This window comes from bacterium, assembly GCA_035454885.1.
In the GTDB taxonomy this organism is placed as follows: domain Bacteria; phylum UBA10199; class UBA10199; order JACPAL01.
Genome location: DATIGE010000014.1, coordinates 99,589 through 123,831, shown reverse-complemented (window position 1 = coordinate 123,831; position 24,243 = coordinate 99,589). Strand labels below are relative to the sequence as shown.

21 protein-coding genes are annotated in these 24,243 nt (G+C 61.0%); 15 read left to right on the top strand and 6 right to left on the bottom strand.

The window, feature by feature from the left end; translation table 11 throughout:
• Window positions 1-464: 464 nt before the first annotated feature.
• The 4 genes from VLJ37_03260 to VLJ37_03245 are packed head-to-tail and all read right to left on the bottom strand — an operon-like array spanning window position 465 to window position 6,926.
• Window positions 465-1,640, bottom strand: a complete 1,176-nt coding sequence (locus tag VLJ37_03260) for a hypothetical protein (GenBank protein HSA58683.1) — start codon at window positions 1,638-1,640, stop codon at window positions 465-467.
• A 41-nt stretch (window positions 1,641-1,681) separates the two neighbouring features.
• Window positions 1,682-2,866, bottom strand: coding sequence for a hypothetical protein (locus VLJ37_03255; protein HSA58682.1), 1,185 nt, complete (start codon window positions 2,864-2,866; stop codon window positions 1,682-1,684).
• Window positions 2,866-5,511 (bottom strand): pyruvate, phosphate dikinase, encoded by a 2,646-nt coding sequence (ppdK, locus tag VLJ37_03250; GenBank protein HSA58681.1) that lies wholly within the window; start codon window positions 5,509-5,511, stop codon window positions 2,866-2,868. The genes VLJ37_03255 and ppdK overlap by 1 nt, the downstream gene beginning before the upstream one ends.
• A 59-nt stretch (window positions 5,512-5,570) precedes the next feature.
• Complete coding sequence (locus VLJ37_03245) at window positions 5,571-6,926, bottom strand: glycine--tRNA ligase (GenBank protein HSA58680.1); 1,356 nt, start codon at window positions 6,924-6,926, stop codon at window positions 5,571-5,573.
• Between the two features lie 94 nt (window positions 6,927-7,020).
• Here VLJ37_03245 and VLJ37_03240 point away from each other — a divergent pair, with 94 nt between their 5' ends.
• Window positions 7,021-8,187 carry an efflux RND transporter periplasmic adaptor subunit gene (locus VLJ37_03240; GenBank protein HSA58679.1) on the top strand — a complete coding sequence of 389 codons (1,167 nt, stop codon included), beginning with the start codon at window positions 7,021-7,023 and terminating at the stop codon, window positions 8,185-8,187.
• An 8-nt stretch (window positions 8,188-8,195) separates the two neighbouring features.
• Entirely contained in the window at window positions 8,196-8,888 is a 693-nt protein-coding gene (locus VLJ37_03235) for a phosphodiester glycosidase family protein (GenBank protein ID HSA58678.1), read from the top strand.
• A gap of 24 nt (window positions 8,889-8,912) precedes the next feature.
• Here VLJ37_03235 and rho read toward each other — a convergent pair whose 3' ends face one another.
• Window positions 8,913-10,160 (bottom strand): transcription termination factor Rho, encoded by a 1,248-nt coding sequence (rho, locus tag VLJ37_03230; protein HSA58677.1) that lies wholly within the window; start codon window positions 10,158-10,160, stop codon window positions 8,913-8,915.
• Between the two features lie 356 nt (window positions 10,161-10,516).
• On the opposite strand from rho, the gene argH reads away from it, so the two are divergent.
• From argH to VLJ37_03170, 12 genes are all read left to right on the top strand, one after another.
• A complete protein-coding gene (gene argH, locus VLJ37_03225; protein HSA58676.1) occupies window positions 10,517-11,932 on the top strand; it encodes an argininosuccinate lyase in 1,416 nt (471 codons plus the stop codon).
• Window positions 11,919-13,193, top strand: coding sequence for a diaminopimelate decarboxylase (gene lysA / locus VLJ37_03220; protein ID HSA58675.1), 1,275 nt, complete (start codon window positions 11,919-11,921; stop codon window positions 13,191-13,193). Before argH ends, lysA begins: the two co-directional genes overlap by 14 nt.
• A gap of 2 nt (window positions 13,194-13,195) precedes the next feature.
• A complete protein-coding gene (dapF, locus tag VLJ37_03215; GenBank protein HSA58674.1) occupies window positions 13,196-14,014 on the top strand; it encodes a diaminopimelate epimerase in 819 nt (272 codons plus the stop codon).
• Window positions 14,015-14,058: 44 nt separating this feature from the next.
• Complete coding sequence (dapA, locus tag VLJ37_03210) at window positions 14,059-14,946, top strand: 4-hydroxy-tetrahydrodipicolinate synthase (GenBank protein HSA58673.1); 888 nt, start codon at window positions 14,059-14,061, stop codon at window positions 14,944-14,946.
• The gene (dapB, locus tag VLJ37_03205; GenBank protein ID HSA58672.1) at window positions 14,943-15,746 is read left to right on the top strand and encodes a 4-hydroxy-tetrahydrodipicolinate reductase; all 804 of its coding nucleotides are present in this window, start codon (window positions 14,943-14,945) and stop codon (window positions 15,744-15,746) included. The genes dapA and dapB overlap by 4 nt, the downstream gene beginning before the upstream one ends.
• Before the next feature lie 45 nt (window positions 15,747-15,791).
• Window positions 15,792-17,126 carry a glutamine synthetase family protein gene (locus VLJ37_03200; protein ID HSA58671.1) on the top strand — a complete coding sequence of 445 codons (1,335 nt, stop codon included), beginning with the start codon at window positions 15,792-15,794 and terminating at the stop codon, window positions 17,124-17,126.
• Window positions 17,113-18,264, top strand: a complete 1,152-nt coding sequence (locus VLJ37_03195) for an iron-containing alcohol dehydrogenase (protein HSA58670.1) — start codon at window positions 17,113-17,115, stop codon at window positions 18,262-18,264. Before VLJ37_03200 ends, VLJ37_03195 begins: the two co-directional genes overlap by 14 nt.
• Window positions 18,261-19,031, top strand: a complete 771-nt coding sequence (locus tag VLJ37_03190) for a gamma-glutamyl-gamma-aminobutyrate hydrolase family protein (GenBank protein ID HSA58669.1) — start codon at window positions 18,261-18,263, stop codon at window positions 19,029-19,031. Before VLJ37_03195 ends, VLJ37_03190 begins: the two co-directional genes overlap by 4 nt.
• On the top strand, window positions 19,028-20,398 hold the full coding sequence (locus VLJ37_03185; protein HSA58668.1) for an aldehyde dehydrogenase family protein: 1,371 nt from the start codon (window positions 19,028-19,030) through the stop codon (window positions 20,396-20,398). Before VLJ37_03190 ends, VLJ37_03185 begins: the two co-directional genes overlap by 4 nt.
• Before the next feature lie 524 nt (window positions 20,399-20,922).
• On the top strand, window positions 20,923-21,444 hold the full coding sequence (locus VLJ37_03180; GenBank protein HSA58667.1) for an ORF6N domain-containing protein: 522 nt from the start codon (window positions 20,923-20,925) through the stop codon (window positions 21,442-21,444).
• Window positions 21,445-21,636: 192 nt separating this feature from the next.
• Window positions 21,637-21,837, top strand: coding sequence for a DUF4160 domain-containing protein (locus VLJ37_03175; protein ID HSA58666.1), 201 nt, complete (start codon window positions 21,637-21,639; stop codon window positions 21,835-21,837).
• A complete protein-coding gene (locus VLJ37_03170) occupies window positions 21,834-22,298 on the top strand; it encodes a helix-turn-helix transcriptional regulator (protein HSA58665.1) in 465 nt (154 codons plus the stop codon). Before VLJ37_03175 ends, VLJ37_03170 begins: the two co-directional genes overlap by 4 nt.
• A 105-nt stretch (window positions 22,299-22,403) precedes the next feature.
• Here VLJ37_03170 and VLJ37_03165 read toward each other — a convergent pair whose 3' ends face one another.
• Window positions 22,404-23,321 carry an HPr family phosphocarrier protein gene (locus tag VLJ37_03165; protein ID HSA58664.1) on the bottom strand — a complete coding sequence of 306 codons (918 nt, stop codon included), beginning with the start codon at window positions 23,319-23,321 and terminating at the stop codon, window positions 22,404-22,406.
• Between the two features lie 83 nt (window positions 23,322-23,404).
• On the opposite strand from VLJ37_03165, the gene VLJ37_03160 reads away from it, so the two are divergent.
• Window positions 23,405-24,178, top strand: a complete 774-nt coding sequence (locus tag VLJ37_03160) for a hypothetical protein (protein HSA58663.1) — start codon at window positions 23,405-23,407, stop codon at window positions 24,176-24,178.
• Window positions 24,179-24,243: the final 65 nt, after the last annotated feature.

The window sequence follows — 24,243 nt, the reverse complement described above, 5'->3', positions numbered from 1 at the left end:
AAAGTTATCCACAAGGCGATCCATGGTGCGAACGTTCTTATCGGGGCTTGTCCTCCCGTGTTGCGGATCACGAAAGAGGTATTTGGGGGGGGTGACGATCCGGGTCTCAGAGAGGGCGTCTGCTGTCGGGCTAAACGTTTTGACTGACTACGGACGCCGCCAGCTCGCCGCAGCATAGGTCCGGGAGCTTCCAATCAAAGCAGCAGCCCCCATGTCGACTAATCTTAAGAAAATCTGACCGTTGTCCTTGAAGTAATCAGCGAATGAAAATTCGCAAGTATCGGGCGGGGGCCTGTTTCCGTCCTGGGCATCTCCACAATATCCTGTCGCATCGTCGCAGACGCGGGGCCCCTCCCAGCAGGACTGCGAGGATCTAATGCAGGAAAAATAATCGCTCATGGAGTTCCCCCCCTTTTTAGGCCTGTTTTTTTTGTTTTCGGCGCGATTTTGAAAAAGTTGCTGCTTTAAATCGAAACGCCGCCGGCGCTGCGAGGGGATACGACGAAGACGGCGGGAGCGGCGATGGAGGCTTCGTCCGAGTACCCGATGAGGAGCAGGGTGCCGTCGTCAAGGACGGCGATCCCCAGACCCGAAAAATTCCCTTTCCGAAATTCTTCCGGAACGTCCTCGAGGTCGAGCGTGACGGGCGAGAACCGCTCGAGCATGAGGTCATAGGCGAAGAAGCCGAGCGTCTTCCGGTCGTCTTGGAAGGCGGGAAACAACACATAATCGCCCGACAGGAACGAACGGCCTCTCTGGTCCCAAATGGTTCCTCGGAGGGAGGACCGGCCCTCGACGAAAATGCGGCGAATCTCGTCGCCCGGCAGCGCCGCGGGCATCGCTTGCGATTTCGAATTTTCCTTCAGCGAGAGGGCTTCCGCGGCGTCGAGAGTCCGAACCTTTCCGAATCGGATGACGGCCTTCACGGGCTCGGGAAGCGCCGCGATCGAACGGATCAGCCGGACCTTTTCCTGCATGGGCGTCGGACCGTTCAGCGAAAAATTCGTGGCCACGCCCGTCTCGATCGGCCGCAACAGGACGTTTTCGAACGTCCGGGCCCAGTCCTCCGTGGGTTTCGAGGCGGCGGCGTCATTCAGGAAGCAATCGGGACCGGCGCAGAGGGGTTTCCGCTCGTGGGATTTGGGGTCGATCTCCCAGCTCTGCGCCAGAAAATCGCGAACGGTCGGCGCGAAGTAACCCAGGTTGTGGATGTGGTGGCCCACCTCGTGCGTGAGCGTGATCCCGGCGCTGGCCTTCAGGCGGATCACCCGGTCGTCCGGCGTGTACAGCCCGACGCTCCGACGCGTGTATTCCGGTGAAGCGCTCTTGCTATACGCGTCGTCCCCCAAGAGGTCGATTCTTTCCAAGCCGCAGAGAAAGACGGGATTGGCCTTCTCCAAGAAGGCGAGGTTCTCGTGGAGGGGGACGAGAAGGCCGTGATCGGTGACGTCCCGGAGCGTGATGTCAGGCCCGCCCTTGACGGAACAGGGGGAGGTCGCCAAAGGATCGTCCAAAGCCGGAAACTCCGGGTACGGGGCCCTTCGAGCCCTCGGCGCTTCAGGGACTTGCGGCGGCGAAAACAAGCGGCAGCCCGCCATGGCGAAGCCCCCGGCCAGTCCCACGACGCGAAAGACAGTCATATCCGGCTTATCGCCGGCCGGAGAGAAAAGTTGCCGGAAGTTTACGGGGCGAACGTGTTAATCACCGTATTCGTTGCCGGGTCGATGATGGAAATCGAGTTCGTGCGGATGTTGGTGACGTAGACGAGGCTGACGCCGTCGATCGTGAACGGCGTGATGCCGAAAGGTTCGTCGCCGACGGTGATATTGGTGACGAGCGAGTTCGTCGCAAGGTCAATGACGGAGACCGTGTTGTCGTCCTGGTTGGAGACGTAGGCCCGACCGCCGAAGATCGCGATTTCGTTCGGCAGGCCGTCCTTGGGGAGTGAAACGAGGGTCGACTGGACGACCCCGATGTCGAGCTCCAAGATGGTCGGAACGTCCGGGTCGACCGCCGGGATGAGCGATGGGTCGATCACTCGGACGGCCGGGAGACCGTCATTGTTGTTCTCGTCGGCGTCGACCACGTAAAGCAAGGTTCCGTCGGTCGCCAGTCCCCGGTAGTCGCCGTCATGGTCGTTGAAGACGACGGCGTCGATGGGGTTCTTGGAGGTGTCCCCGACCTCATTCGTGTTGATGACGTAGATGTTGCCGAACCGGCTCGTGACGAAGGCCCGGTCGCCCAGGAAGGCAACCTCCGTCGATGCCTCGCCATTGAACGTCCCGAAGTTGTCCGAAGCGACCGCGAGCGAAATGCGTACGAACGTGCTTAAGTCCGCCGGATCGTAGACGTCGAGCGTTCCGTCCCCGTCGCCGCCCGAATTGACCACATAGAGGCGTCCCAGGGCGTCGCAGCAGGCGATGCCGAAGGGGTTTTCACCCGCCGTGAAGGAATCCACGGTTCCGAAATCCGCGGAGGCTTCGTCGACATGGATGGCGAGCAGGGCGTCCGTGATGTCGTCGGGATTGTCGGATTGGCGGTTCGGCGTGTAGGCGATGCCGGCGGCCGAATCGAGGTAGATCTGGCCCGAAAAATTCGGAAACGGAACGGGATTCCGGGCGTCGTCCAAGAGAACGGGGTTCGCGGGGTCCGCCAAGTCCAGGATCGAGAAATGGGTCGTGGTGAACTCGAAGGTGTTGTTCGAGTTGACGACATAGGCCCGGCGCTTGGCCGTGTCCACAGCCACCGCGATCGGCGCGGCGAGATCCGTCGGGGTGATCTCCTCGAACAGGACCCCGCTGTCGCACTGGCTGCCCAGGAGGGGCAGAGACAGCAGGACGGCGAGCAGGGGCAGGAGGCGTTTCATTATTTTTTTGCGTCCTTGATCGCCGCGTGCGCGGCGGCGAGCCTTGCGATCGGGACGCGGTAGGGCGAGCAGCTCACGTAGTCGAGTCCGATCTGATGGCAGAACTCGACCGAGGGCGCGTCGCCGCCATGCTCGCCGCAGATGCCGACCTTCAGGGTCTTCTTGACCCCGCGTCCCTTGTCGACGGCCATCCGGATAAAGCCGCCCACGCCCTGGCGGTCGAGCGTCACGAAGGGGTCGTTGGGCAAGATGCCCTTTTCGACGTAGTGGGGCAGGAACTTGCCCGCGTCGTCCCTTGAAAAGCCGAAGGTCGTCTGCGTCAGGTCGTTGGTGCCGAAGGAGAAGAAGTCCGCGAATCCGGCGATTTCGTCCGCGGTGATCGCCGCGCGGGGGAGCTCGATCATGGTGCCGATCAGGTAGTCGATGGGGGCCTTCTTCTCCTCGATGACCTGTTGGCAGACCTTCTCCGTCTCCTCGCGCATTTTCTTAAGCTCGTTCACGTGGCCGACGAGCGGGATCATGATCTCCGGGATGATTTTAAAGTTTTCTTCCTTCGCCAGTTCGCAGGCTGCCTCCATGATGGCGCGCACCTGCATCTGGTAGATCTCCGGGAAGGTGATCCCCAGGCGGCAGCCGCGGTGACCGAGCATGGGGTTGATCTCGTGGAGGGACTCGGCCTTGTGCCGCAGCTTGTCCGGCGAAACGCCGATCTTCTTGGCCAGGTCCTGAATCTCCTGGTCCGTCTGGGGCAAAAACTCATGGAGGGGCGGATCGAGCAGGCGGATCGTGACCGGCAGCCCCTTCATTTCGCGGAAGATCTCCTTGAAGTCGCCCTTTTGCATGGGGAGGATCTTGGCCAGGGCCTTCCGGCGTTCCTCGAGATTGTCGGCCAGGATCATCTCGCGGACGGCGTCGATGCGGTCCGGCTCGAAGAACATGTGCTCGGTGCGGCACAGCCCGATGCCTTCGGCGCCGAACTGGCGGGCGACGCGGGAGTCGAGCGGGGTGTCGGCGTTCGTCCGGACCTTGAGGCGTCGATGGCGGTCCACCCAACTCATGATGACGCCGAAATCCCCGGAGAGCTCGGGTTGAATGGTCGAGACCTGGCCGAGGATGACTTCGCCCGTTCCCCCGTCGATGGTGATCCACTCGCCCTTGCGGACGGTCTTGTCGTGGGCCGTGAAGGACTCCTTCTTGTAGTCGATGTTCAGGTCTCCGCAACCGGCGACGCAGGATTTGCCCATGCCGCGGGCGACGACCGCCGCGTGGCTGGTCATGCCCCCGCGGGCCGTGAGCACGCCTTGGGCGGCGTGCATGCCGTGGATGTCCTCGGGAGACGTCTCCTGCCTCACCAAAATCACCTTCTCGCCGCGCTCCGCCCATTCCTGGGCGTCTTCCGCGGAGAAGACCACGCGCCCCACCGCCGCTCCGGGAGAGGCGGGAAGGCCCTTGGCGAGGATGTTTTTCTTCGCCTTGGGATCCAGGGCGGGATGCAAGAGCTGATCGAGATGGCCCGGATTCACGCGTAAGATGGCTTCCTGCTCGGTCAACAGACCCTCGCGCACCATGTCGACGGCGATCTTCACCGCCGCCGTCCCGGTGCGCTTGCCCGAACGGGTCTGCAGCATCCAGACCTTGCCGGACTGGATCGTGAACTCGATGTCCTGCATGTCCTTATAGTGCTTCTCGAGCTTCTCGTAGATGGCGGCCAGGGTACGGGAGGCCTGCGGCATGGTCTTCTCGAGCGAATCCGCCGTGCCCTGGATGGGGAGCGGCGTGCGGATGCCGGCCACGACGTCCTCGCCCTGCGCATTGATGAGGTATTCGCCGAAGAAATTCTTGGCGCCCGTGGACGGGTCGCGGGTGAAGGCGACCCCGGTGGCGCAGTCGTTGCCCATGTTGCCGAAGACCATGGCCTGGACGTTGACCGCCGTTCCCCAGATTTCTGGGATGCCGTGGATGCGCCGGTATTCGATGGCCCGCTTCGTGTTCCACGACCGGAAAACCGCGGCGATCGCGTTCCAGAGCTGGTCCTTGGGGTCGGACGGAAAGTCCCGTCCCAAGGATTTTTTCACCGCGGCCTTGTACAGGCGCACGATGTCCTTCAGGTCGCCCGCGTCCAGGTCGGTGTCGAGACGGACCCCCTTGTGTTCCTTCTTCTCCTCAAGGATTTTTTCGAAATGAGCGTGCTCCATGCCCATGACGACGTCCGAGTACATTTGGATGAAGCGACGGTAGCTGTCGTAGGCGAAACGGGGATTGCCGGTCTTGCGCGAGAGCCCCTCGACCGTCTCGTCGTTGAGACCCAGGTTCAGGACCGTGTCCATCATGCCCGGCATGCTGATCCGCGCCCCCGAGCGCACCGAGAGGAGGAGCGGGTTCTGGACGTCACCGAAACGGGCGCCCATCGATTCTTCCATCTTGGCGATGTTTTTCTGAACCTCGGCTTCGAGGCCGCCCGGATATTCGCCCGCATGCTGGTTGAAGTGGGTGCAGACTTCCGTCGTGATCGTGAAGCCGGCGGGCACGGGGATTCCGAGGCTGGTCATTTCGGCCAGCCCCGCACCCTTGCCGCCGAGCAGCTCCTTCATTTTTCCGTTGCCGTCCGTCTGGCCGGCTCCGAAGAAGTAGACGAATTGGGTCATACTAATGGCCCCATTATTGCGTCATTTTCCATTAGTACCAGCCGGTTGTAAGATGATTTTCATGATCGGCTCAGTATCTGTTCCCGGATGTAAGCCGCGGCGCGGTCGAGGGACACGCGCTCCTGCTTCATCGTGTCGCGGTGACGGATCGTGACCTTCTGGTCCGTTTGAGACTCAAAATCATAGGTGATGCAGAACGGCGTCCCCACCTCGTCGTGGCGACGGTAGCGTTTTCCGATGCTGCCGACCTCGTCATAGTCGGTGGCAAATTGCTGGCGCAGGTCGTGCTCGAACTTGTGGACCGGCTCCGCCAGTTTCTTGGAAAGCGGGAAGACCGCGGCCGTGAACGGGGCCATCTTGGGATGGATGCGGAGAACGATGCGCTTGTCCGTCTCTCCCTGCTCGGCGGTCGGGGCTTCTTCCTCGGCGTAGGCGTCGATGAGCATGATGAGAAAGGTCCGGTCGACGCCCACCGAGCATTCCACGACGCCCGGCACGAACTTCTCCTTGGTCTCGTCGTCGAAGTAGGAGAGATCCTTGCCGGAGGTCTTCATGTGCTGGGACAGGTCGTAGTTGCCGCGGTCGGCGATGCCTTCCAGCTCGCCCCAGTTCCACGGGAATTTGTATTCGATGTCCGTGCAGCCCTTGGCGTAGTGCGCCAGCTCATCCTTGTCATGGGGGCGCAGGCGGAGGTTTTCCTTGCGGATCCCCAGGCTTTCGAACCACTTGAGCCGCTCCGCGACCCAGAACTCGTACCAGCGGGTGCTGTCGTCGGGCTTGACGAAGAATTCCATCTCCATCTGCTCGAATTCGCGAGAGCGGAAGATGAAGTTCTTGGGCGTAATCTCGTTCCGGAAGCTCTTCCCCATCTGCGCGATGCCGAAGGGAACCTTGAGCCGGCTCGTGGTCTGGACGGTCTTGAATTGCGTGAAAATCGACTGGCAGGTTTCCGGCCGGAGATAGGCCACCGCGCTGCTTTCCTCGACGGGGCCCACGAACGTCTTGAACATCAGGTTGAATTGCCGGATGTCGGTGAGTTCGCCGGGGCCTATCTTGTCCTGCGCGCATTCGCGCACGGTGAGGGACGGCTTCTTGGGGCAATCGATCTCGCCCAACTGGTCGGCGCGGAATCGGCCCTTGCAGGTTTTGCAATCGACCATGGGGTCGGAAAAGTGCGCGACGTGGCCGGAGGCCACCCACGTTTGCGGGTGCGCGATGATGGAGGTGTCGACGCCCACGACGTCGTCGCGCTTCTGGACGACGTCCCACCACCACGAGTCCTTGACCTTTTTCTTGAGCTCGACGCCGACGGGCCCGTAGTCCCAAAAGCCCGTGATGCCTCCGTAGATCTCGCTGGACGGAAAGATAAATCCCCGCCGTTTGGCGAGCGAAATCACTTTGTCCATGAGGCTCATGTCGGAATTGGCCATTGAGTTCGCGTGAGTAGCAAGGGGTCCGGCACAGGTCAAGGTTGCTTTTTGCCGTCTCACTCACTACCATCTAACCTTTATGACTCGGACCCGCGCGCGTCTCTTTCTGGTCGTCCTCGCCTCTCTCCTGGCCTCCTGCGGGGGAGGGAAAAAGCCCGGGGACGAGGGCAAACCTTCGGCCAGCCTCTTCAAAAAGGCCCTCCAAAAACCCATGGGTGTGACGACCGCCGTCGCCGTGGCGCGGGACGTCCCATTGGTGCTCACGGAAGATGGAAAATCGGAGGCCTCGGACCGTTATCAGGCAAAGGCCCCGGGCCGCGTGAAGGTCCAAAAGATCCTGGTCGAGGAGGGGGCGCGCGTGCAGCCGGGGGACGCGCTCGTGAGTTTCCGGGACGAGACGCTCTCGCTGAAAATCAACCTCGCACAGGCGGAGATCCGCGAGGCCGAGGCGGGTATCGCGGCTTTCGGTTCGCCGGAACGTCCTCAGGCGCCGGCCAACCCGGTCCAAAATACAGAGGAAGGCGAGATCCCCGCGGCGGTCGCCGAGGGGAACGGCGAGAACGTGAATACCAGCGAGGCGCGCCGGGATCTTTATCAAGCGCAGATGGACCGTGCCAGGGCCCAGCTCGATCTCTACGAGAAATTGAGAGATTTTTCCGAGTTAGTGAGTCCCATCACCGGGACCATCGGTCGTATCGAGGTGGGGGAGGGCAACGACGCGCTGGAAGACCAGGTGATCTTGGAGGTTGTGAGGCTCGATCCGCTGACCTTTGCGTTTAGGATGCCCGTTGACGAGGTCTCCGCCACGGAGCGCGGGGCCGAGATCGTCGTCAAGTTCAATGCGTTCCCCGGTCAGGAGTTCCCCGCCGAGGTTGCCTCCGTCGGGACCGAGGGCGGCTCCTCCAACGGCGGGGTTGAGGTGAAGCTTAAAGTAGCCAATCCCGACTTGACCCTGAAAACCGACCTCCAAGGGACGGTCGAGATCCGGACGCAGCAGCGCCGCAAGATCGTCAGCGTGCCCGAAGCCGCCATCGTCAAGACGGAACGGAGCTCATACGTTTACAAAGTAGCAGGCGAGAAGGCCCAACGCGTGGCAGTGGACATCGGGACCTCCAGCGGCGGCCAGGTCGAGATCGAAAAGGGCCTCGCGGACGGCGACACCATCATCGTGTCCGCTGAGGAAGGCATGGACGCCTTGCGCGACGGGGCGCCCGTCGAGCTGCAGGCGGCGCGCGCCGAGAATTGAAATCCCCCATGAAACGGCTTCTTTCCGTTTTTCTTCTCTTTCTCCCGCTTCCCTTGCAGGCCGAATGGAAAACCCTGGCGTCGGGACTCGACTACGAATCCCGTCCGGAGCTTTCCGCTCACGTCTTTCGGATCGATCCGGCGAAATTCCGGATCGGGCTCCTGACTGCCTCCGATTTCTCCGAAAAGGCGCTCTCGGCCGCCGACTATCGTTCGCGCGGGCGGGCCGTGCTCGCCGTCAACGGCGGCTTTTTCGACGAAACCTTCCAGGCCATGGGGCTGCTCTATCGGGACGGTCAGGCGCTCAATCCTCTCCGCAACGCCGCCTGGGGCGTCTTCTCCATGAGTGCGGGCGGCGCCAAGATCTTTCACCGCAGTGAATGGAATCCCAACGGCGTCTCGATGGCGCTCCAAGTGGGACCGAGGCTCGTGGTGGACGGGATGGTCCAAAAATTCAAGGAAGCCGCCCCCGACCGCCGCTCGGCGGTCGGCGTCACGGCGGACGGCAAGGTCGTGATCGCGGTCGCCGACAAACCGATGCCGCTGCCGGAATGGGCGGTTTTTCTCAAGAAGGATTGCCCGAACGCCCTCAACCTGGACGGAGGGAACTCGACGCAGATCGCCGCGGAGGTCGAGGGATGGTCGCTGACGGTGGAAGGATTGACCGCGGTGCCGAACGCAGTGGCCGTGTTTCCCCGCTAGGGGCGAACACAAGGTTCGCCCCTACTACTGACTCATCGAATCCAAGAATTCCTTGTTCGTCTTCGTCCCCTGCATCTTGTCGACGAGAAATTCCATCGTGTCGACGACGTTCAGGGCGGCGAGGAGTTTCCGGAGGATCCAGACGCGGTTTAAGATGTCGCCGGGGAGGAGGAGTTCCTCCTTACGGGTGCCGGACTTGTTGACGTCCATGCACGGAAAGATGCGCTTCTCCATGAGCTTGCGGTCCAGGTGGATCTCGGCGTTGCCGGTGCCCTTGAACTCTTCGAAGATGACCTCGTCCATGCGGCTGCCGGTGTCGATCAAGGCGGTCGCGATGATCGTCAGGCTCCCGCCTTCCTCGATGTTCCGGGCCGCTCCAAAGAAGCGCTTGGGCTTGTGCAGGGCGTTGGCGTCCACGCCGCCGGAGAGGATCTTTCCGGAGGGGGGGACGACCGAGTTGTAGGCCCGCGCCAAGCGAGTGATCGAATCCAACAGAATGACGACGTCCTTCTTGTGCTCCACCAAACGCTTGGCCTTTTCGATGACCATTTCGGCCACCTGCACGTGGCGGGTCGCCGGCTCGTCGAAGGTGGACGAGACGACCTCGCCCTTGACCGAGCGCTGCATGTCCGTGACTTCTTCCGGACGCTCGTCGATCAGGAGAACGATCAGCACCACCGCCGGATTGTTCGCCGTGATGGCGTTGGCGATATTCTGCATCATCATCGTCTTGCCGGTGCGCGGCGGGGCGACGATCAGGGCGCGCTGGCCTTTGCCGATCGGCGTGAGCAGGTCGATGATGCGCGTCGTGTAGTTCTTCGGATCGTGCTCCAAATTCAGCTTTTCGTTGGGATACAGGGGCGTCAGGTTGTCGAACAGGATCTTGTCGCGCGCCGCCTCGGGATCCTCGAAGTTGATGGATTCGACCTTCAGGAGGGCGAAGTACCGCTCGGAGTCCTTGGGGGGGCGGATCTGGCCCTCGACCGTGTCGCCGGTCCGGAGGTTGAACTTCCGGATCTGCGAGGGGGAGACGTAGATGTCGTCGGGTCCCGGAAGGTAGTTGTAGTCCGGGGCGCGGAGAAAGCCGAAGCCGTCCGGCAGGATTTCCAGGATTCCGTCGCCGAAGATCTGTCCGCTCTTGTCCGTTTGGGCGTTCAAGAGGGCGAAGATCAGGTCCTGCCGCTTCATGCCGGCGGCGCCCTCGACGTTGTATTCCTTGGCGAGCTCGCACAGGTCCGCGATCTTCATTTCCTTCAGGTCGCGGAGGTTCATGATATTGCCCCGGCCCTCGATCGTTCGTCGCGTCGGAGGAGGCGGGGGCGGTTCGGGCGCCGGCGGGAGGACTTCTTCTTCGGGCGGCGGGAGTTCGGACGGAGACTCTAACTTGATTCGTCGTGCCATAGGGTTTTGGGGGATTTGCGGGTGGTCCTTAAATTAACGGTTAATCGGTTAATGGTTTGAAAAACGCTGATTTCTTTACTGATTTTGCCGAGGGATTGGTGTTCTGAAAACCAGTATGCGCAAGTCCCCCGAGCGCGTCAATAGGAAATTGGCGGGTTTCTTGACTTTTTCCTCATACTGCCGATACTGGGCGGCCTTTCGGACCTAGGGTTTTCGAAGGGGTACACATGACTAAAACGAAGAAAAAACAAGCTCTTAAGCCCTGCAAGTGGTCGGGACGGTTTGCCCGGGGGATCGACCCACGGGCCCTCACGTATACCCAGTCGATCTCCTTTGACCGGCGACTCTACCGCTATGACATCGTGGGGAGCCTCGTACACGCCAAGATGCTCCACCGGGTGGGGGTTCTTAAGGCCGACGACTATAAGAGGATCGCCCGGGGGTTGAACGGCATCTTGCAGGAGATCGAGGCGGGGCGGTTCGCCTTCCGCGAGGAAGACGAGGACGTCCATCTCAACATCGAAAAGGCCCTGATCGCCCGGATCGGGCCGGCCGGGGGGCGTCTGCACACCGCCCGCAGCCGAAACGACCAGGTCGCCCTCGACGTCCGGCTTTATTGCCGGGACCATCTCCGCCAGCTCCATGCCGGCTTGGTTGACCTCGAGAAGGTTTTTTTGAAGAAGGCGCGAGGATTTCTGGGCGTCGTGATGCCCGGCTACACGCACCTGCAGAGGGCCCAGCCGGTCCTGTTTTCGCATCATCTGATGGCCTACGTGGAGATGTTCGAGCGCGACCGGGGGCGTTTGGAAGACGCCTACAAGCGCCTGAACTTGATGCCCTTGGGCTCCGGGGCGCTGGCCGGCACGACGTTCCCCCTCGACCGCGAGTTCGTGGCCAAGGAGCTTGGGTTCGACGGTGTGACGCGCAATAGCCTCGATGCGGTGAGCGACCGGGACTTCGCGGTCGAGATCGCGGCGGCGGGGGCCCTGCTCATGGTCCATCTGTCGCGCCTGTCCGAGGAGCTGATCCTCTGGTCTTCTTCGGAATTCGACTTCGTCAAACTCCCGGAATCCTTCTGCACGGGTTCCTCGATGATGCCGCAGAAGATGAATCCCGACGTGCCGGAGCTCGTCCGCGGCAAGACGGGGCGCGTCGTGGGCCACTTGATGGGGCTACTGACGCTCATCAAAGGTCTGCCGCTGGCCTACAACAAGGACCTTCAGGAGGACAAAGAGGCGATCTTCGGACTCTTCGACACGCTGATCCCGACGGTGCGGATCGTGGCGGCCCTGATCGCCGGGACGCGGCCGAACGTCGCGAAGACGGAGAAGGCAGCCTCGGACGGCTTCCTGCTCGCGACCGATCTGGCCGACTGGCTCGTGCGCCACGGCGTCGACTTCCGGTCGTCGCACGAGATCACCGCGCGGATCGTGAGGCACGCCCTCGAGAGGGGAAAAAACCTGCGGGATCTGACGCTCGCCGAGCTGAAGGGATTTTCCGGCAAATTCACGCCGGACGTCTTCCGCGCCCTGGACGTGAAGGCGGCGGTCAACCACCGCAGGGTGACGGGGGGGACGGCGAAGGCGAACGTGGCGAAGGAGATCGGCAGGATGGAAATGAGACTGAAGAATGCATCACTTTGATTACAAAAAGGGCGAATTGCATTGCGAGGACGTCCCGCTCCGGAGGATCGCATCCGAGGTGGGCACGCCCGCCTACGTCTACAGCTACGCGACGCTCGCGAGGCACTTTCAGGCGTTCGACCGCCCGTTCGACGGCCTTCCCCACATGGTCTGCTTTGCGATGAAGGCCAATTCGAACATCGCGATCCTGCGCGCCTTCGTTAAAATGGGCGGCGGTGTCGATATCGTTTCCGGCGGCGAGCTCTTCCGGGCGCTGACGGCCGGCGTGCCACCGGATCGGATCGTCTACTCGGGCGTCGGCAAGACCCGCGAGGAGATGCGATACGCCCTCACCTGCGGGTCCGCCTCTCGCGGAGGCATCCTCCAGTTCAACGTCGAGTCCGAGGCCGAGATGTCCGCTTTGGACGAAGTGGCGCGCGGCTTAGGGCGGCAGGCACCCGTGTCGATCCGCGTGAACCCGGACATCAACCCGAAGACGCATCCCTACATCTCGACGGGATTGAAGAAGAGCAAGTTCGGCGTGCCCGTGGCGCAGGCGTTGAAACTCTACGAGGCGGCGCGGACCCTGACGGGTATCCGCATCCAGGGCGTGAGCTGCCACATCGGCTCGCAGATCACGACGCTGTCCCCGTTCCGGGATGCCCTGGCCAAGGTTGCGGAGGTCGTCACGACGCTCCGTTCGAAGGGTTTCGACATCCGTCACCTGGACCTGGGTGGCGGCCTGGGCATCCCCTACCGGAACGAAAAGCCTCCTTCGCCCCAGCAGTACGCGGACGCGCTTCGCAAGGGTCTGAAGGATCTTGGGTGCCGCATTCTCTTTGAGCCGGGGCGCGTGCTGGTGGGCAACGCGGGCGTCCTGTTGACCTCGGTCCTTTATAAGAAGGGGACGGGGGGCAAGTCCTTCGTCGTCGTGGACGGGGCCATGAACGACTTGATCCGGCCTTCGCTGTACGGGTCCTATCATGACATTTGGCCCCTCAAGGCGGGCAGGGGCCGCAAACAGACGGTGGACGTCGTGGGCCCGGTCTGCGAATCGGGCGACTTTCTTGCGGAAAAAAGGGCCCTCCCCGTGCTACAGTCCGGCGACGTTTTGGCCGTGATGAGCGCGGGCGCCTACGGCTTCGTGATGGCGTCCAATTACAACTCGCGCCCGCGCGCGGCCGAGGTGATGGTTCATGGGAACGAGTATCACGTGATTCGAAAGAGAGAGGAGTATAAGGATTTGTTGCACGGGGAACATGTCCCTAAATTTTTAATATGAAAATCCAATTCACAAAGATGCATGGGACGGGCAACGACTTCATCGTGCTCGATTGCCGCAAGAAGAAGGTCCCGAACCTGAAAAAGTTCGCGAAGGAGTACTGCGACCGCCGCTTCGGCGTCGGCGCGGACCAGGTCCTCGTGCTCGAGAACTCGCGCAAGGCGGACTTCAAGATGAGCATCTACAACGCGGACGGCAGCGACGTCGGCATGTGCGGGAACGGGCTGAGGTGCCTGGCCAAGTACGTCCGCGACGAGAAACTGACGAACAAGAATGACATCACGGTGGAGACGCCGGCCGGAATCCAGACGGCGAAGATCCTTTCCCAGAGCAAGGTGAAGGTCGACATGGGCGCGCCCATCCTCAAGGGCAAGCAGATCCCCGTGAATCTCTCGGGCCGCGTCATCAACCGGCCGATCCGCGTGGACGGCAAGGAGATCCGCGCCACCTGCGTGTCGATGGGAAATCCGCACTGTGTGCTGTTCGTGGACGACCCGAAGACGTACCCCGTGGAGAAGATGGGGCCGCAGCTGGAACGGCATCATCTGTTTCCCCAACGGACGAACGTCGAGTTCGCGCGCGCGGTGTCGCCGACGCTGATCGAGATGCGCGTGTGGGAGCGCGGCGCGGGGGAGACGCTGGCGTGCGGCAGCGGGGCTTGCGCCGTCGCCGTGGCCGCGGTCCTGAACAACCAGGCCGGGCGCGAGGTGAAGGTGAAGCTCCCCGGCGGCGTCCTGGAGATCGAGTGGAACCGCGAGGACGACCACGTCTACATGACGGGCGAGGCCGCGACGGTTTTCAAGGGAGAGATCGATTTGTAGGCGGGCGAACACAAGGTTCGCCCCTACACGGGAACATCATGAAAATCTTCGAAGGATCCATGGTCGCCCTGGTCACGCCTTTCAAGGACGGGCCGGGGCTCAAGCCTGAGATTGACGAGAATTCGCTGCGCGAACTGGTCGAGTGGCAGATCGCGGAGGGCACCGATGTCCTGGTTCCCTGCGGGACGACGGGCGAGTCCGCCACGCTCGACTACGAGGAGCACGACCGGGTCATCCGGATCGTCGTGGAACAGACGCGGGGCCGGATTCCGGTCCTGGCCGGAACGGGGTCGAACGCCACCGTCGAGGCGATCGAGATCACCCGGCGCGCCCAGGAGACGGGCGCCGACGGTTCGCTTCAAGTGACCCCCTATTACAACAAGCCCACGCAGGAGGGGCTCACCCAGCACTTCAAGGCCATCGCCGAGGCGGTCGATCTCCCCATCGTCCTCTACAATGTGCCGGGCCGGACGGCCGTCAACATGCTTCCGGAGACGGTCGCGCGGCTGGCGGCCATCAAGAATATCGTCGGCATCAAGGAGGCTTGCGGGAATCTCGACCAGGTCCGCAAACTGATCGGCCTGTGCGGTTCGGATCTGACGATCCTGTCGGGTGAGGACGCCCAGAACGTCGACATTTTGGAAATGGGCGGACGGGGCATGATCTCGGTGACGGCCAATGTCGCCCCCCGCAAGCTCGCTCAAATTTGGGACGCCTTTGATGCCGGCAACCGCGCCGAGGCGAGGGCGATTCAGGAGGGCCTGCAGTCCCTCAACGCGGCGATGTTTTTCGAAACGAATCCCATACCGGTCAAGACGGCACTGGGGTTCATGAAGCGCTGTTCGAGCCGGATGAGGTTGCCGCTTTGCAAAATGGGCGAGGAGAACGCGTCGCGGCTCAAGGGCGTTCTGAAGGAGCTCAAACTCGTATGACCAAGATCGCCGTCGCGGGGGCCGTCGGAAGGATGGGGACCCGCATCATCGCGAACATCCTCTCCGATTCGGGCTTCGAACTCGTCGGAGCCCTGGAAAGCCCCGGCGACTCGGCGCTCGGCAAGGACGCGGGTCTCGTCGCCGGCGACGGGGAGTGCGGCGTGAAGATCACAGACTCGCTCGACGCCGTCATGCCCCGGGCCGACGTGCTGATCGACTTCACCGCGCCTCAGACCACTCTTGCTCATTTGGAGATCGCCGCCAGGCACGGCAAGGCCGCGGTGATCGGCTCCACGGGGCATGGTCCGGAGGAGAGGAAGGCGATCGAAAGCCTGGCCAAGAGGCTTCCGTTCGTCATGGCCTCGAACATGAGCGTGGGCGTGAACGTCCTCTGGAAGGTCGTTGCCGACGCCGCGCGGCTCCTGGGGGACGGCTTCGACGTGGAGATCGTGGAGGCCCACCATCGCCTGAAGAAGGACGCCCCGAGCGGGACGGCGATGACGACGGCCGAGGTCCTGGCGAAGGCCCTGGGCCGCGACCTCGCGAAAGACGCCGTGTATCACCGCGAAGGCCTGATCGGCGCCCGGAAATCCAACGAGATCGGTATCCAGACCGTGCGCGGCGGGGACGTCGTCGGCGATCACACGGTCCTTTTTCTAGGCAACGGCGAGCGTCTGGAGGTGACCCACCGCGCCACCTCCCGGGACACCTTCGCGCTGGGCGCGCTCCGGGCGGCGAAGTGGATCGCCGGCAAGCCGAACGGCCTCTACTCGATGGCGGACGTCTTGGGGCTGAAGTAGCCTCTCCTTCCCGTTTCCGGCCCGTCTCTGGTACACTTCCGAACAATGGCCCGAAAAGTTATCGATGAGATCCGTAGGGACCCTCTGGGGAAGGTGAAGGTCGCCATCACCGACGTGGACGGGGTCCTCCGGGGCAAGGTCATTCATCGCGACAAGTTTCTCTCCATCGTCGAGTCCGGCGGCTTTGGATTTTGCAACGTCGTCTTCGGCTGGGATTCCTCGGACGCCTGCTACGACAACACGACCTACACGGGATGGCACACGGGTTACCCGGACGCCCAGGCCGTGATCGACTTCGCCACCTTCCGGCGCGTGCCGTGGGACAACAACATCCCTTTTCTATTGGCGGATTTCCGCAACGCTCAGAACGAGCCGCTGGACGTTTGCCCCCGCAGCCTCCTGAAGAAGGTCCGCGGGGAAGCGGGGCGCTTGGGCTACACGCCCCTCTTCGCCGAAGAGTTCGAGTGGTTTAATTTCCGCGAAACACCGCCCGACCCAAAACCCATCACTTCAGGGATGTTCGGTTACTCGTTGTTGCGCGCCTCGAAGAACAGCCCCTACTTCAACGACCTCTTCGATCTCTTGGGAAAATTCCGGGTCCCCTTGGAAGGCCTGCACACCGAAACGGGTCCGGGGGTTTATGAAGCGGCGATCCTCTACGATGAAGTTCTCGAAGCCGCCGACCGGGCCGTCCTCTTTAAGGCTGGGGTCAAGGAGATCGCGCACCTCCATGGCATCGTCCCCAGCTTCATGGCCAAGTGGAATCAGGACCTTCCGGGCTGCGGCGGCCATTTTCACCAAAGCCTGTGGGACAAGGGGCGAAAGAAGAATCTCTTTTACGATGCGCGCGCCAAGGATGGCATGAGCGATCTCATGAAGAGTTACCTGGCGGGGGTCCTGCACTGTCTGCCCGAGCTCCTTCCGATGTATGCGCCGACGATCAACAGCTACAAGCGCCTGGTCGAAGGCGCCTGGGCGCCGACGACGCCGACGTGGGGGGTCGACAACCGGACGACCGCGATTCGCGCCTTGCCGGGGAGCGCCGAGGCCACGCGTCTGGAGTTCCGGGTTTCCGGGGCCGACGCCAACCCCTATCTCGTCATGGCCGCGAACCTGGCCTCCGGGCTGTACGGCATCAAAACGAAGATGAAGCTCACGGCGCCGCCGACACGAGCGAGCGGCTATCAGGACAAATCCCATGGGAGCCTGGCATCCAATCTCTGGGAGTCCACCCAACTCATGAAAACATCGTCGCTCGCCCCGGAACTCTTGGGCGAGAAGTTCGTGAAGCACTTCGTCCAGACGCGCGAGTGGGAGTGGCGGCAATACCTGAAGGCGGTGACCGACTGGGAATTGAAGAGGTACTTTGAGATTATTTGAACAAAAATACACCTATCACTTTCCGACGCGCATTCGTTTCGGAAAGGACGTGGTCCGGGAGCTCGGTCCCTTCCTAAAGGAGCAGGGCTTCGCCCATCCGCTGATCGTCACCGATCCCGCCTTGGCGGGCCTGCCCGTCTTCAAGAACATCGTCATCGATCTGAAGTCGAACGCTCTCGATCCCCAGGTTTATAGCGGTCTCCATAAGAACCCGGTCAAGAGCGACGTCCTGGGAGGCGTCGACCAATTCAAAAAATCATCCCGCGATTCGCTGGTGGGCATCGGCGGTGGGGCGTCGCTCGACGTCAGCCGGGCGATCGCCCTGAAGGTGAATCATCCCGGAGATCTCTTCGACTATGAAGACTCAAAGGGCGGCGAGGCATTGGTGGTGAACGAGATCCCGTATTTTGTCACAGTGCCCACCACCGCGGGCACGGGCAGCGAGGTCGGGCGCAGCACGGTCATCTCCGACGACACGACCCATCAGAAGAAGATCCTATTCTCCCCGCGGCTGATGGCGAAGGCGGTCTTCGCCGACCCGATGCTCACGATGGATCTCCCTCCGACGATCACCGCCGCAACCGGGATGGACGCGCTGACGCATCATATCGAGGCCTATCTTTCGAAGGGCTTTCATCCGATCTGCGACGGGATCGCGCTCGAAGGCATTCATCTGGTCTCCGAAGCCCTCGAAAAGGCCGTCCAGAACCCGGACATGGAATCTCGCAGCAAGATGATGATCGCGGCGCTCATGGGAGGCATCGCGTTTCAAAAAGGCCTCGGGGTCGTTCACTCGACGGCGCATCCGCTTTCGACGCTCTTCGATTTTCACCATGGCACGGCGAACGCCGTGATGATCCCGCACGGCATCGCGTTCAACGCCGGAGTCTCCGCGGACCGTCTGATCACGATCGCGCGAGTTCTGAGGATTGAGGAGACGCCAGGGGCCGTCGTGAGTTACCTGGCGGGCCTCGTCCGAAAGATCGGTCTTCCGGCGAACCTGTCCTCGCAAGGCGTGAAGGAGTCCGACATTGAAGAATTATCCCGGCTCGCGCTGGAAGACGTCTGCCACGCTTGTAACCCGAAGCCGGTGACGCGGGAGGATTTTAGGAAGATTTATAAGGCGGCCCTGTCATGACGGACAGGATCCGCATCGGCGTCTCCGCCGTCCTCATCCATCCGGACCCCCAAAATCCGGCGTCCGGCCGCAAGACCGTCGCCGGTCTGTTGAGCGACATGGCCCGCTATTTGAGCCGCCCCGGCGTGACGCCGTATCTGATTCCCGACCTCGACCCGGACCCCCTCCAAGAAATGTTGGCCGAGATGGACGGATTCGTCCTGCAAGGAGGCGCCGACATTTCGCCAAAGACCTACAACCAACCGCACTTGGACGAGGGCCGGTGGCCGGGCGACCCGCTCCGGGATCATTACGAGCTCAAGATCCTCGACTATGCGGTGGCCAACGACAAGCCAGTGCTGGGGATCTGCCGCGGCTGCCAGTTGATCAACGTCTATTTCGGCGGGACGCTTTATCAGGACTTAAGGACGGAGATGGGCGACAACCTCGCACACCGTGACTCCGACCTCTACGACCGCTCCCATCATCCGATCCTCTTCGAGCCGGGCGGACTGCTCGCCGAGATTTACCCGTACGACAACGGGCATCGGGTGAACTCGGTGCATCATCAGGGCATCCGTGAGCTGGGCAAGGACCTGAAGGTGGAGGCGCGTTCCCCGGAGGACGGGCTTGTGGAATCCGTCTCCTACAAGGACTTGAGGCGCAAGTTCGTGGTCGGCGTCCAGTGGCACCCGGAGTTCTCGCATACGCTCAAGGAGCAGATCATCCCCCCGGAACCCCTCTATGAGCGCTTCCTCCAGGAAGTGAAGGCGAGGAAGCATTCATGAAGATCGTCAATCCCGCGAACGGCGAGACGCTGCGTCTCCTCGTGGCCGACGAGGTTGCGACAATCGAAGCCAAGTACCGCTCGCTGCGGGAGGGCCAAAAGGCGTGGGCGGCGCGCCCGCTTAAGGAACGGATCGGCCTCCTGGACGCGTTCGGCGGACTGTTGGGCCGCAACAAGGAAGAGCTCGCCAAGACGCTTTCACTCGAGATCGGAAAACCCATTCGGGAATCCCGAAACGAAATCGACGGCGCCATGGGGCGCGTCCGCTACTTCGTTGAAAATTCGGAGAAATGGCTGTCGCCGGAGACGGTGAACGAGTCCCCGGGAGTCCAGGTCACGCGCGAGGTCCTGGCGTTCGAGCCCTTGGGCGTGATCGCCAACATCTCCGCCTGGAACTACCCGTACCTGATTGCCATGAATGTGATCGTTCCGGCGCTGATCGCCGGCAACGCCGTTCTCTACAAGCCTTCGGAGTTCTCCACGCTGACGGGCCAGTACATCCAGCATCTGCTCTTCAAGGCGGGAGTACCCGAGGACGCGTTCCAGGCCGTGATCGGCGCCGCGGCGGCGGGGCAGGCTTTGCTGAAGCTCCCCTTGGACGGTTTCTTCTTCACGGGCTCTTACAAGATCGGCCGGTCGATCGCCCAGTCATTGGCGGGTCGGATGATCCCCGTCGTTTTGGAGCTGGGCGGCAAGGACCCCCTCTACGTGGCGGACGACGTCGACGTGGAAAAGGCCGCCGCCATGGCGGCGGAGGGCGCCTTTTACAACGCGGGCCAGAGCTGTTGCGCGGTGGAACGGATCTACGTCCATGAAAAGATCCACGATGCCTTTCTCGAGGCCCTGGTCGCGGAGACGAGGAAACTGAAACTGGGAGACCCCCTGGAGGAGGCGACCACGCTGGGCCCCGTGACGCGGGAGGCGCATCTCAAGGTTTTGGAAGGGCAGGTGTGGGACGCGGTGGCCCGCGGCGCGGCCCTGAAGACGGGGGGGCATGCCATGGACGTCCCGGGAAATTTCTTCGAGCCGACCGTCCTGGCGGAGGTGGACCATACGATGAGCGTGATGAAGGAAGAAACCTTCGGGCCGGTGATTGGGATTCAGAAGGTGAAGGATGATGAGGAGGCCTTACGGCTCATGGCCGATACGGAGTACGGGCTGACGGCGGCGGTTTTTTCGAAGAGCGAGGAAAGGGCGAAAGCGATCTTGGAAAAACTCGACGTCGGCACCGGCTATTGGAATTGCTACGACCGGGTCAGTCCGTGGCTCCCTTGGTCGGGGCGGAGGAATTCGGGGATGGGGACGACGCTTTCGTATTTGGGGATTCATGCGTTTGTGAAAACGAAGGGGTATCATTTGAGGGCGTAGGTTGGCTTAAATGGAAAATGTTATCTTCTTCATTCTCGGGGCTGCAATCTCATGGGCTACTCAACACTTCTACTATCGTCGTTCTGACAAGAAAAAGCCCGAATGGTTCAACGTAGAAAGCATCAAGGGAATACTTGCGAAGAATCCAGAGGATATCGATTGGACCGCAGAACAGATACTGAATTTATATAAGCACAGGGTGTATAGTTCAGATCCATCCGACCCCTTACCATATAATATTTGTCCGAATTGTGGATCTGCCGAATTAGAACGCGGCTCGTATAATGATGATCAAAGAGACGAAACTTATTTCGTAATTAATTGTAAAAGCTGCAAATGGTCTAACTGGACTCAATAGAAAATTAAACAAAACCAGGTACCGGGCGCGTCTACAAGCTAATGAAAGGTAGGTAGGAAGCAGTTCGTCCATCCGAAATTCAAACCCACCCGTCCGAAATTCGAACCCTTTACGCCTCAGCTTCCGATTGAATCTCTTGGCACGGAGCTTGCTACAGACTTCCATCATGGCCGAAATCGATCAACCAATTCCCGTCGATCAAATTGAACACCTGATACTTTGGGTTCGCGGCTGCAAGGTGATTCTGGATTCCAACCTGGCGGAACTCTACGGCGTTCCGACTTTCCGGCTCAACGAGCAGGTTAAGAGGAATCGCAAGAGGTTCCCGTCCGACTTCATGTTTCAGCTGACTGCCGAGGAGGCCCAATCTCTAAGATCGCATTTTGCGATCTTAAAGCTGGGTCGGGGTAAACACCGGAAATACCTGCCGTACGTTTTTACGGAACAAGGAGTCGCGATGTTGTCGGGCGTTCTGAATAGCAATCGCGCCATCCACGTTAACATCGAAATTATGCGGGCCTTTGTTCGTCTGCGGCAGTTGTTGTCCTCAAACAAGGACCTTGCTCGGAAACTTGCGGAACTGGAAAAGAAATACGACTCCCAATTCAAGGCCGTCTTCGACGCCATCCGGCAGCTGATGGCTCCGCCGTTATCAAACGCCAGGAAAATCGGTTTCGCGAGGGACTAAACTGCGACTCCCGGATCACCGTCCAAAATTCAAACCTCCCCGTCCGAAAAGTCGAACTCAACAATCCCGTCAGACCCAAAGTTCTCCATGCATTTTGAGCCAGCCCCATTGGCACAGGTCTTGCCTGGCACAAACAGTCAGTTTGAGGGTTTTGACAAGCGATACCGTAAAAGGTATCATATTGGAGGCTGTGTGGGCAGGATCAAGCGGGGCGGTTATATCTTTGAGTTTTGGGTCGGCGATCATCCGCCGCGGCATGTCCATGTGCTGAAAGACGGCAAATTGATCGCCAAAATGGAACTGGATGAAGCCTTGACGGTGATGAAAGGAAAAGTCAGCCGAAGATTACGCAAGATCTTAAGGTCGCTGGTGAATGAAGGGGTTATTACATGAAACATAACAAGTTCAAAAAAGTTGGGTTTGACAATAAGAAGCGAGCCTTTCACTTGGAATATACCTCGGGGTTGAAGGTGGACTGTCCTTATTCGGCCCTGGGTATTCATGACAAAGTCGTTGAGGTCGGACCAGATCCCGAGGTGGGAAGACATTCTTTCTATTTCACTCTTAATAACGGGAAAAAGGAATACGTGCCTTACGATCAACCGTTGCACATCGTCCAAAATCCCGAATACGTCCGTGAAAACACACTCTATGAAATGACGAAGCTGCTGAATCAGCTCATCCGGGAAGCCAAAGTTCCGAAACGTGAATTGGCAAGACGCCTTGGTACCTCCATGTCCCAGTTGTCGCGGTTATTGGATACGACAAACTACAAGAAGGAACTCTCTCGGCTCATCGAGATCGCCGCGATGTTGAATTACGAGTTTAAATGGTCGTTCAAACGGGCGGCATGAGCAAAGTTGGTAAAAAAAATACGAGACGTTTCTCCCGGCTTAGTGGATGGGATTGCCGGTTTTCGAAGTCACTTCCAAGACGGGTACGTTCGAATATTCAGTCACTCAAAATGGGGGGACATTGACGCCCCGGAAAAGTTCCGCCAGCCAGACTTGGAGTTGGTCCCTTCCTTCCTTGCTCTCTTCGTCCTTGCCCGGCCCAAAGCAGGCCTGGAGGCGCCCGCCCCGGGCGTCGAGATTCAACCGGAGATAAGAATCGGAGTCGCCAAAACCCGCGGATTTCGCGATCTCACGGTGGGTGCTGAGGATGTGGCCGACGATGAGGCGGCGCGTTTCCGGATGATAGATGGCCGCCAGCTCGTCTTCCTCGAACTCTCGCATGACTTCCAAGACCTGCCGGACGATGCCGCCCACGTCGGTCCCCTGGATATCGCGGAAATCGACCCGGGATCGCCGACGGTCCCCGTTGAACCACTCGGCGGCGTTGTACTTTCGTATCTGGCGCAGGACCTCGGCGGCCCCTTCGCCCTCGGCGCGGAAGGTGACATTTTCGCCCTGTTTGATCCCCATGAGGAGGATGCCGATGATGGAGGCGGTCAAACGCGCCTCGGCGCGGTTTTCTCGAGCAATGAAAAGGCGGACTTTGGGATGCTTCTGGAGGAGCAGGACGATCTTGGCGGCCGGGACCGAATGGATGTGATCGGTCAAGGTCAGCGGAAGGGTGTCCCGGAGGGGAAGGAGACGATCCGCCCGGATCTCCCTCCGGTAGACGGACCGCGGATCGAGCCTCAGGACGCGGCAGATCGCCCCTCCAAACGTGGGGTTCATCATGAAGTGAAACGCCACGAGCGGGCGCGCGAGATCCCCCAAGGTGGTCGGCCTCTCCACGACGGCCGACTGCCAATGCGGAAGGGCGTTGACGCGCTCCAAGACGCCTGAGGCGAGAGTCTGCGAGAGTTGGGCCAGCCGGCCCGACAAGGCCGCCTGAAAGTTCGAAACGCCGGTAAAAGGGTTGAAAACCATATCGCGGCCCCTATCGGCGGAATTTTGGAAAAGTTGCAACTTTTCCCTCAGGCGACCGAAAAGAGGCCTGTTTTGGAGAATTCATGATCATCGGGCCCGTCCCCTCATTCTTGAGCCGGTTCTTGCCGTCCGCGGCGCCTGCGACCCCGCCCGCCGACGCGGCGCAGGATTCCGCTGCGGCCTTCGGACGGTTCCAATCCATGACGCGGCCGGGGGAGCGGCAGGGTCTTTTCAGCCAGGGGGCTCTCTTCGGAGGCTTACCGTTCTTGGGCATGAGCCTGGAGGAGTTCGGGGGCCTGGCACTGGCGGCCGGGGCGGCGACGCTGCTCGTTCGCGGTCTGCAAAAATATTGGGCGGTCAAGACCCGTCCGTTCGGGGAGCTCCGTGACCTCAATCTCGTGGCGCTCAACTGGGCCGTGACGGATGAATCCGATGCAAGGGCCCTGGCCTCCAAGATCGGCGCCCTGTTTTTGAGGGAGCTCCGTTCCTCCCTGACCGCCTACGACCAGGAATATTTCCAGGTGCCTTACACGGTCGATCCCAAGGAATGGGGGCACATTGACGAGATCCGACATCGCCTGACGGCCCGCCATCTCGGACGCATGCTGCGGATGTTCCAGGACTTCGGCCGGGGTCTTTCGATCTTGTCGGGCCGGGATTGGGGGGGCGTCCATCGCGAGATTTTCGGAGAATTCATGGACAAGGTGTTTCTGGTGATGGCCCCGATGACCCGTTGGGACGTCCCGCCCACGGAGGAAAACCTCGTCGATCTCAGGACCTTCCGGTCCGTCCTGCGCGAGCAGATGCGCGCCCTGGAGCTCAAGCTCGACGCGCCCCCCGCCGCGCAAGCCGTTTGACTTTTGAGCCCACGGCCGATAGTCGAAAAGTCACACCCTAACGGGTGCGATTCAGGCATTCATTT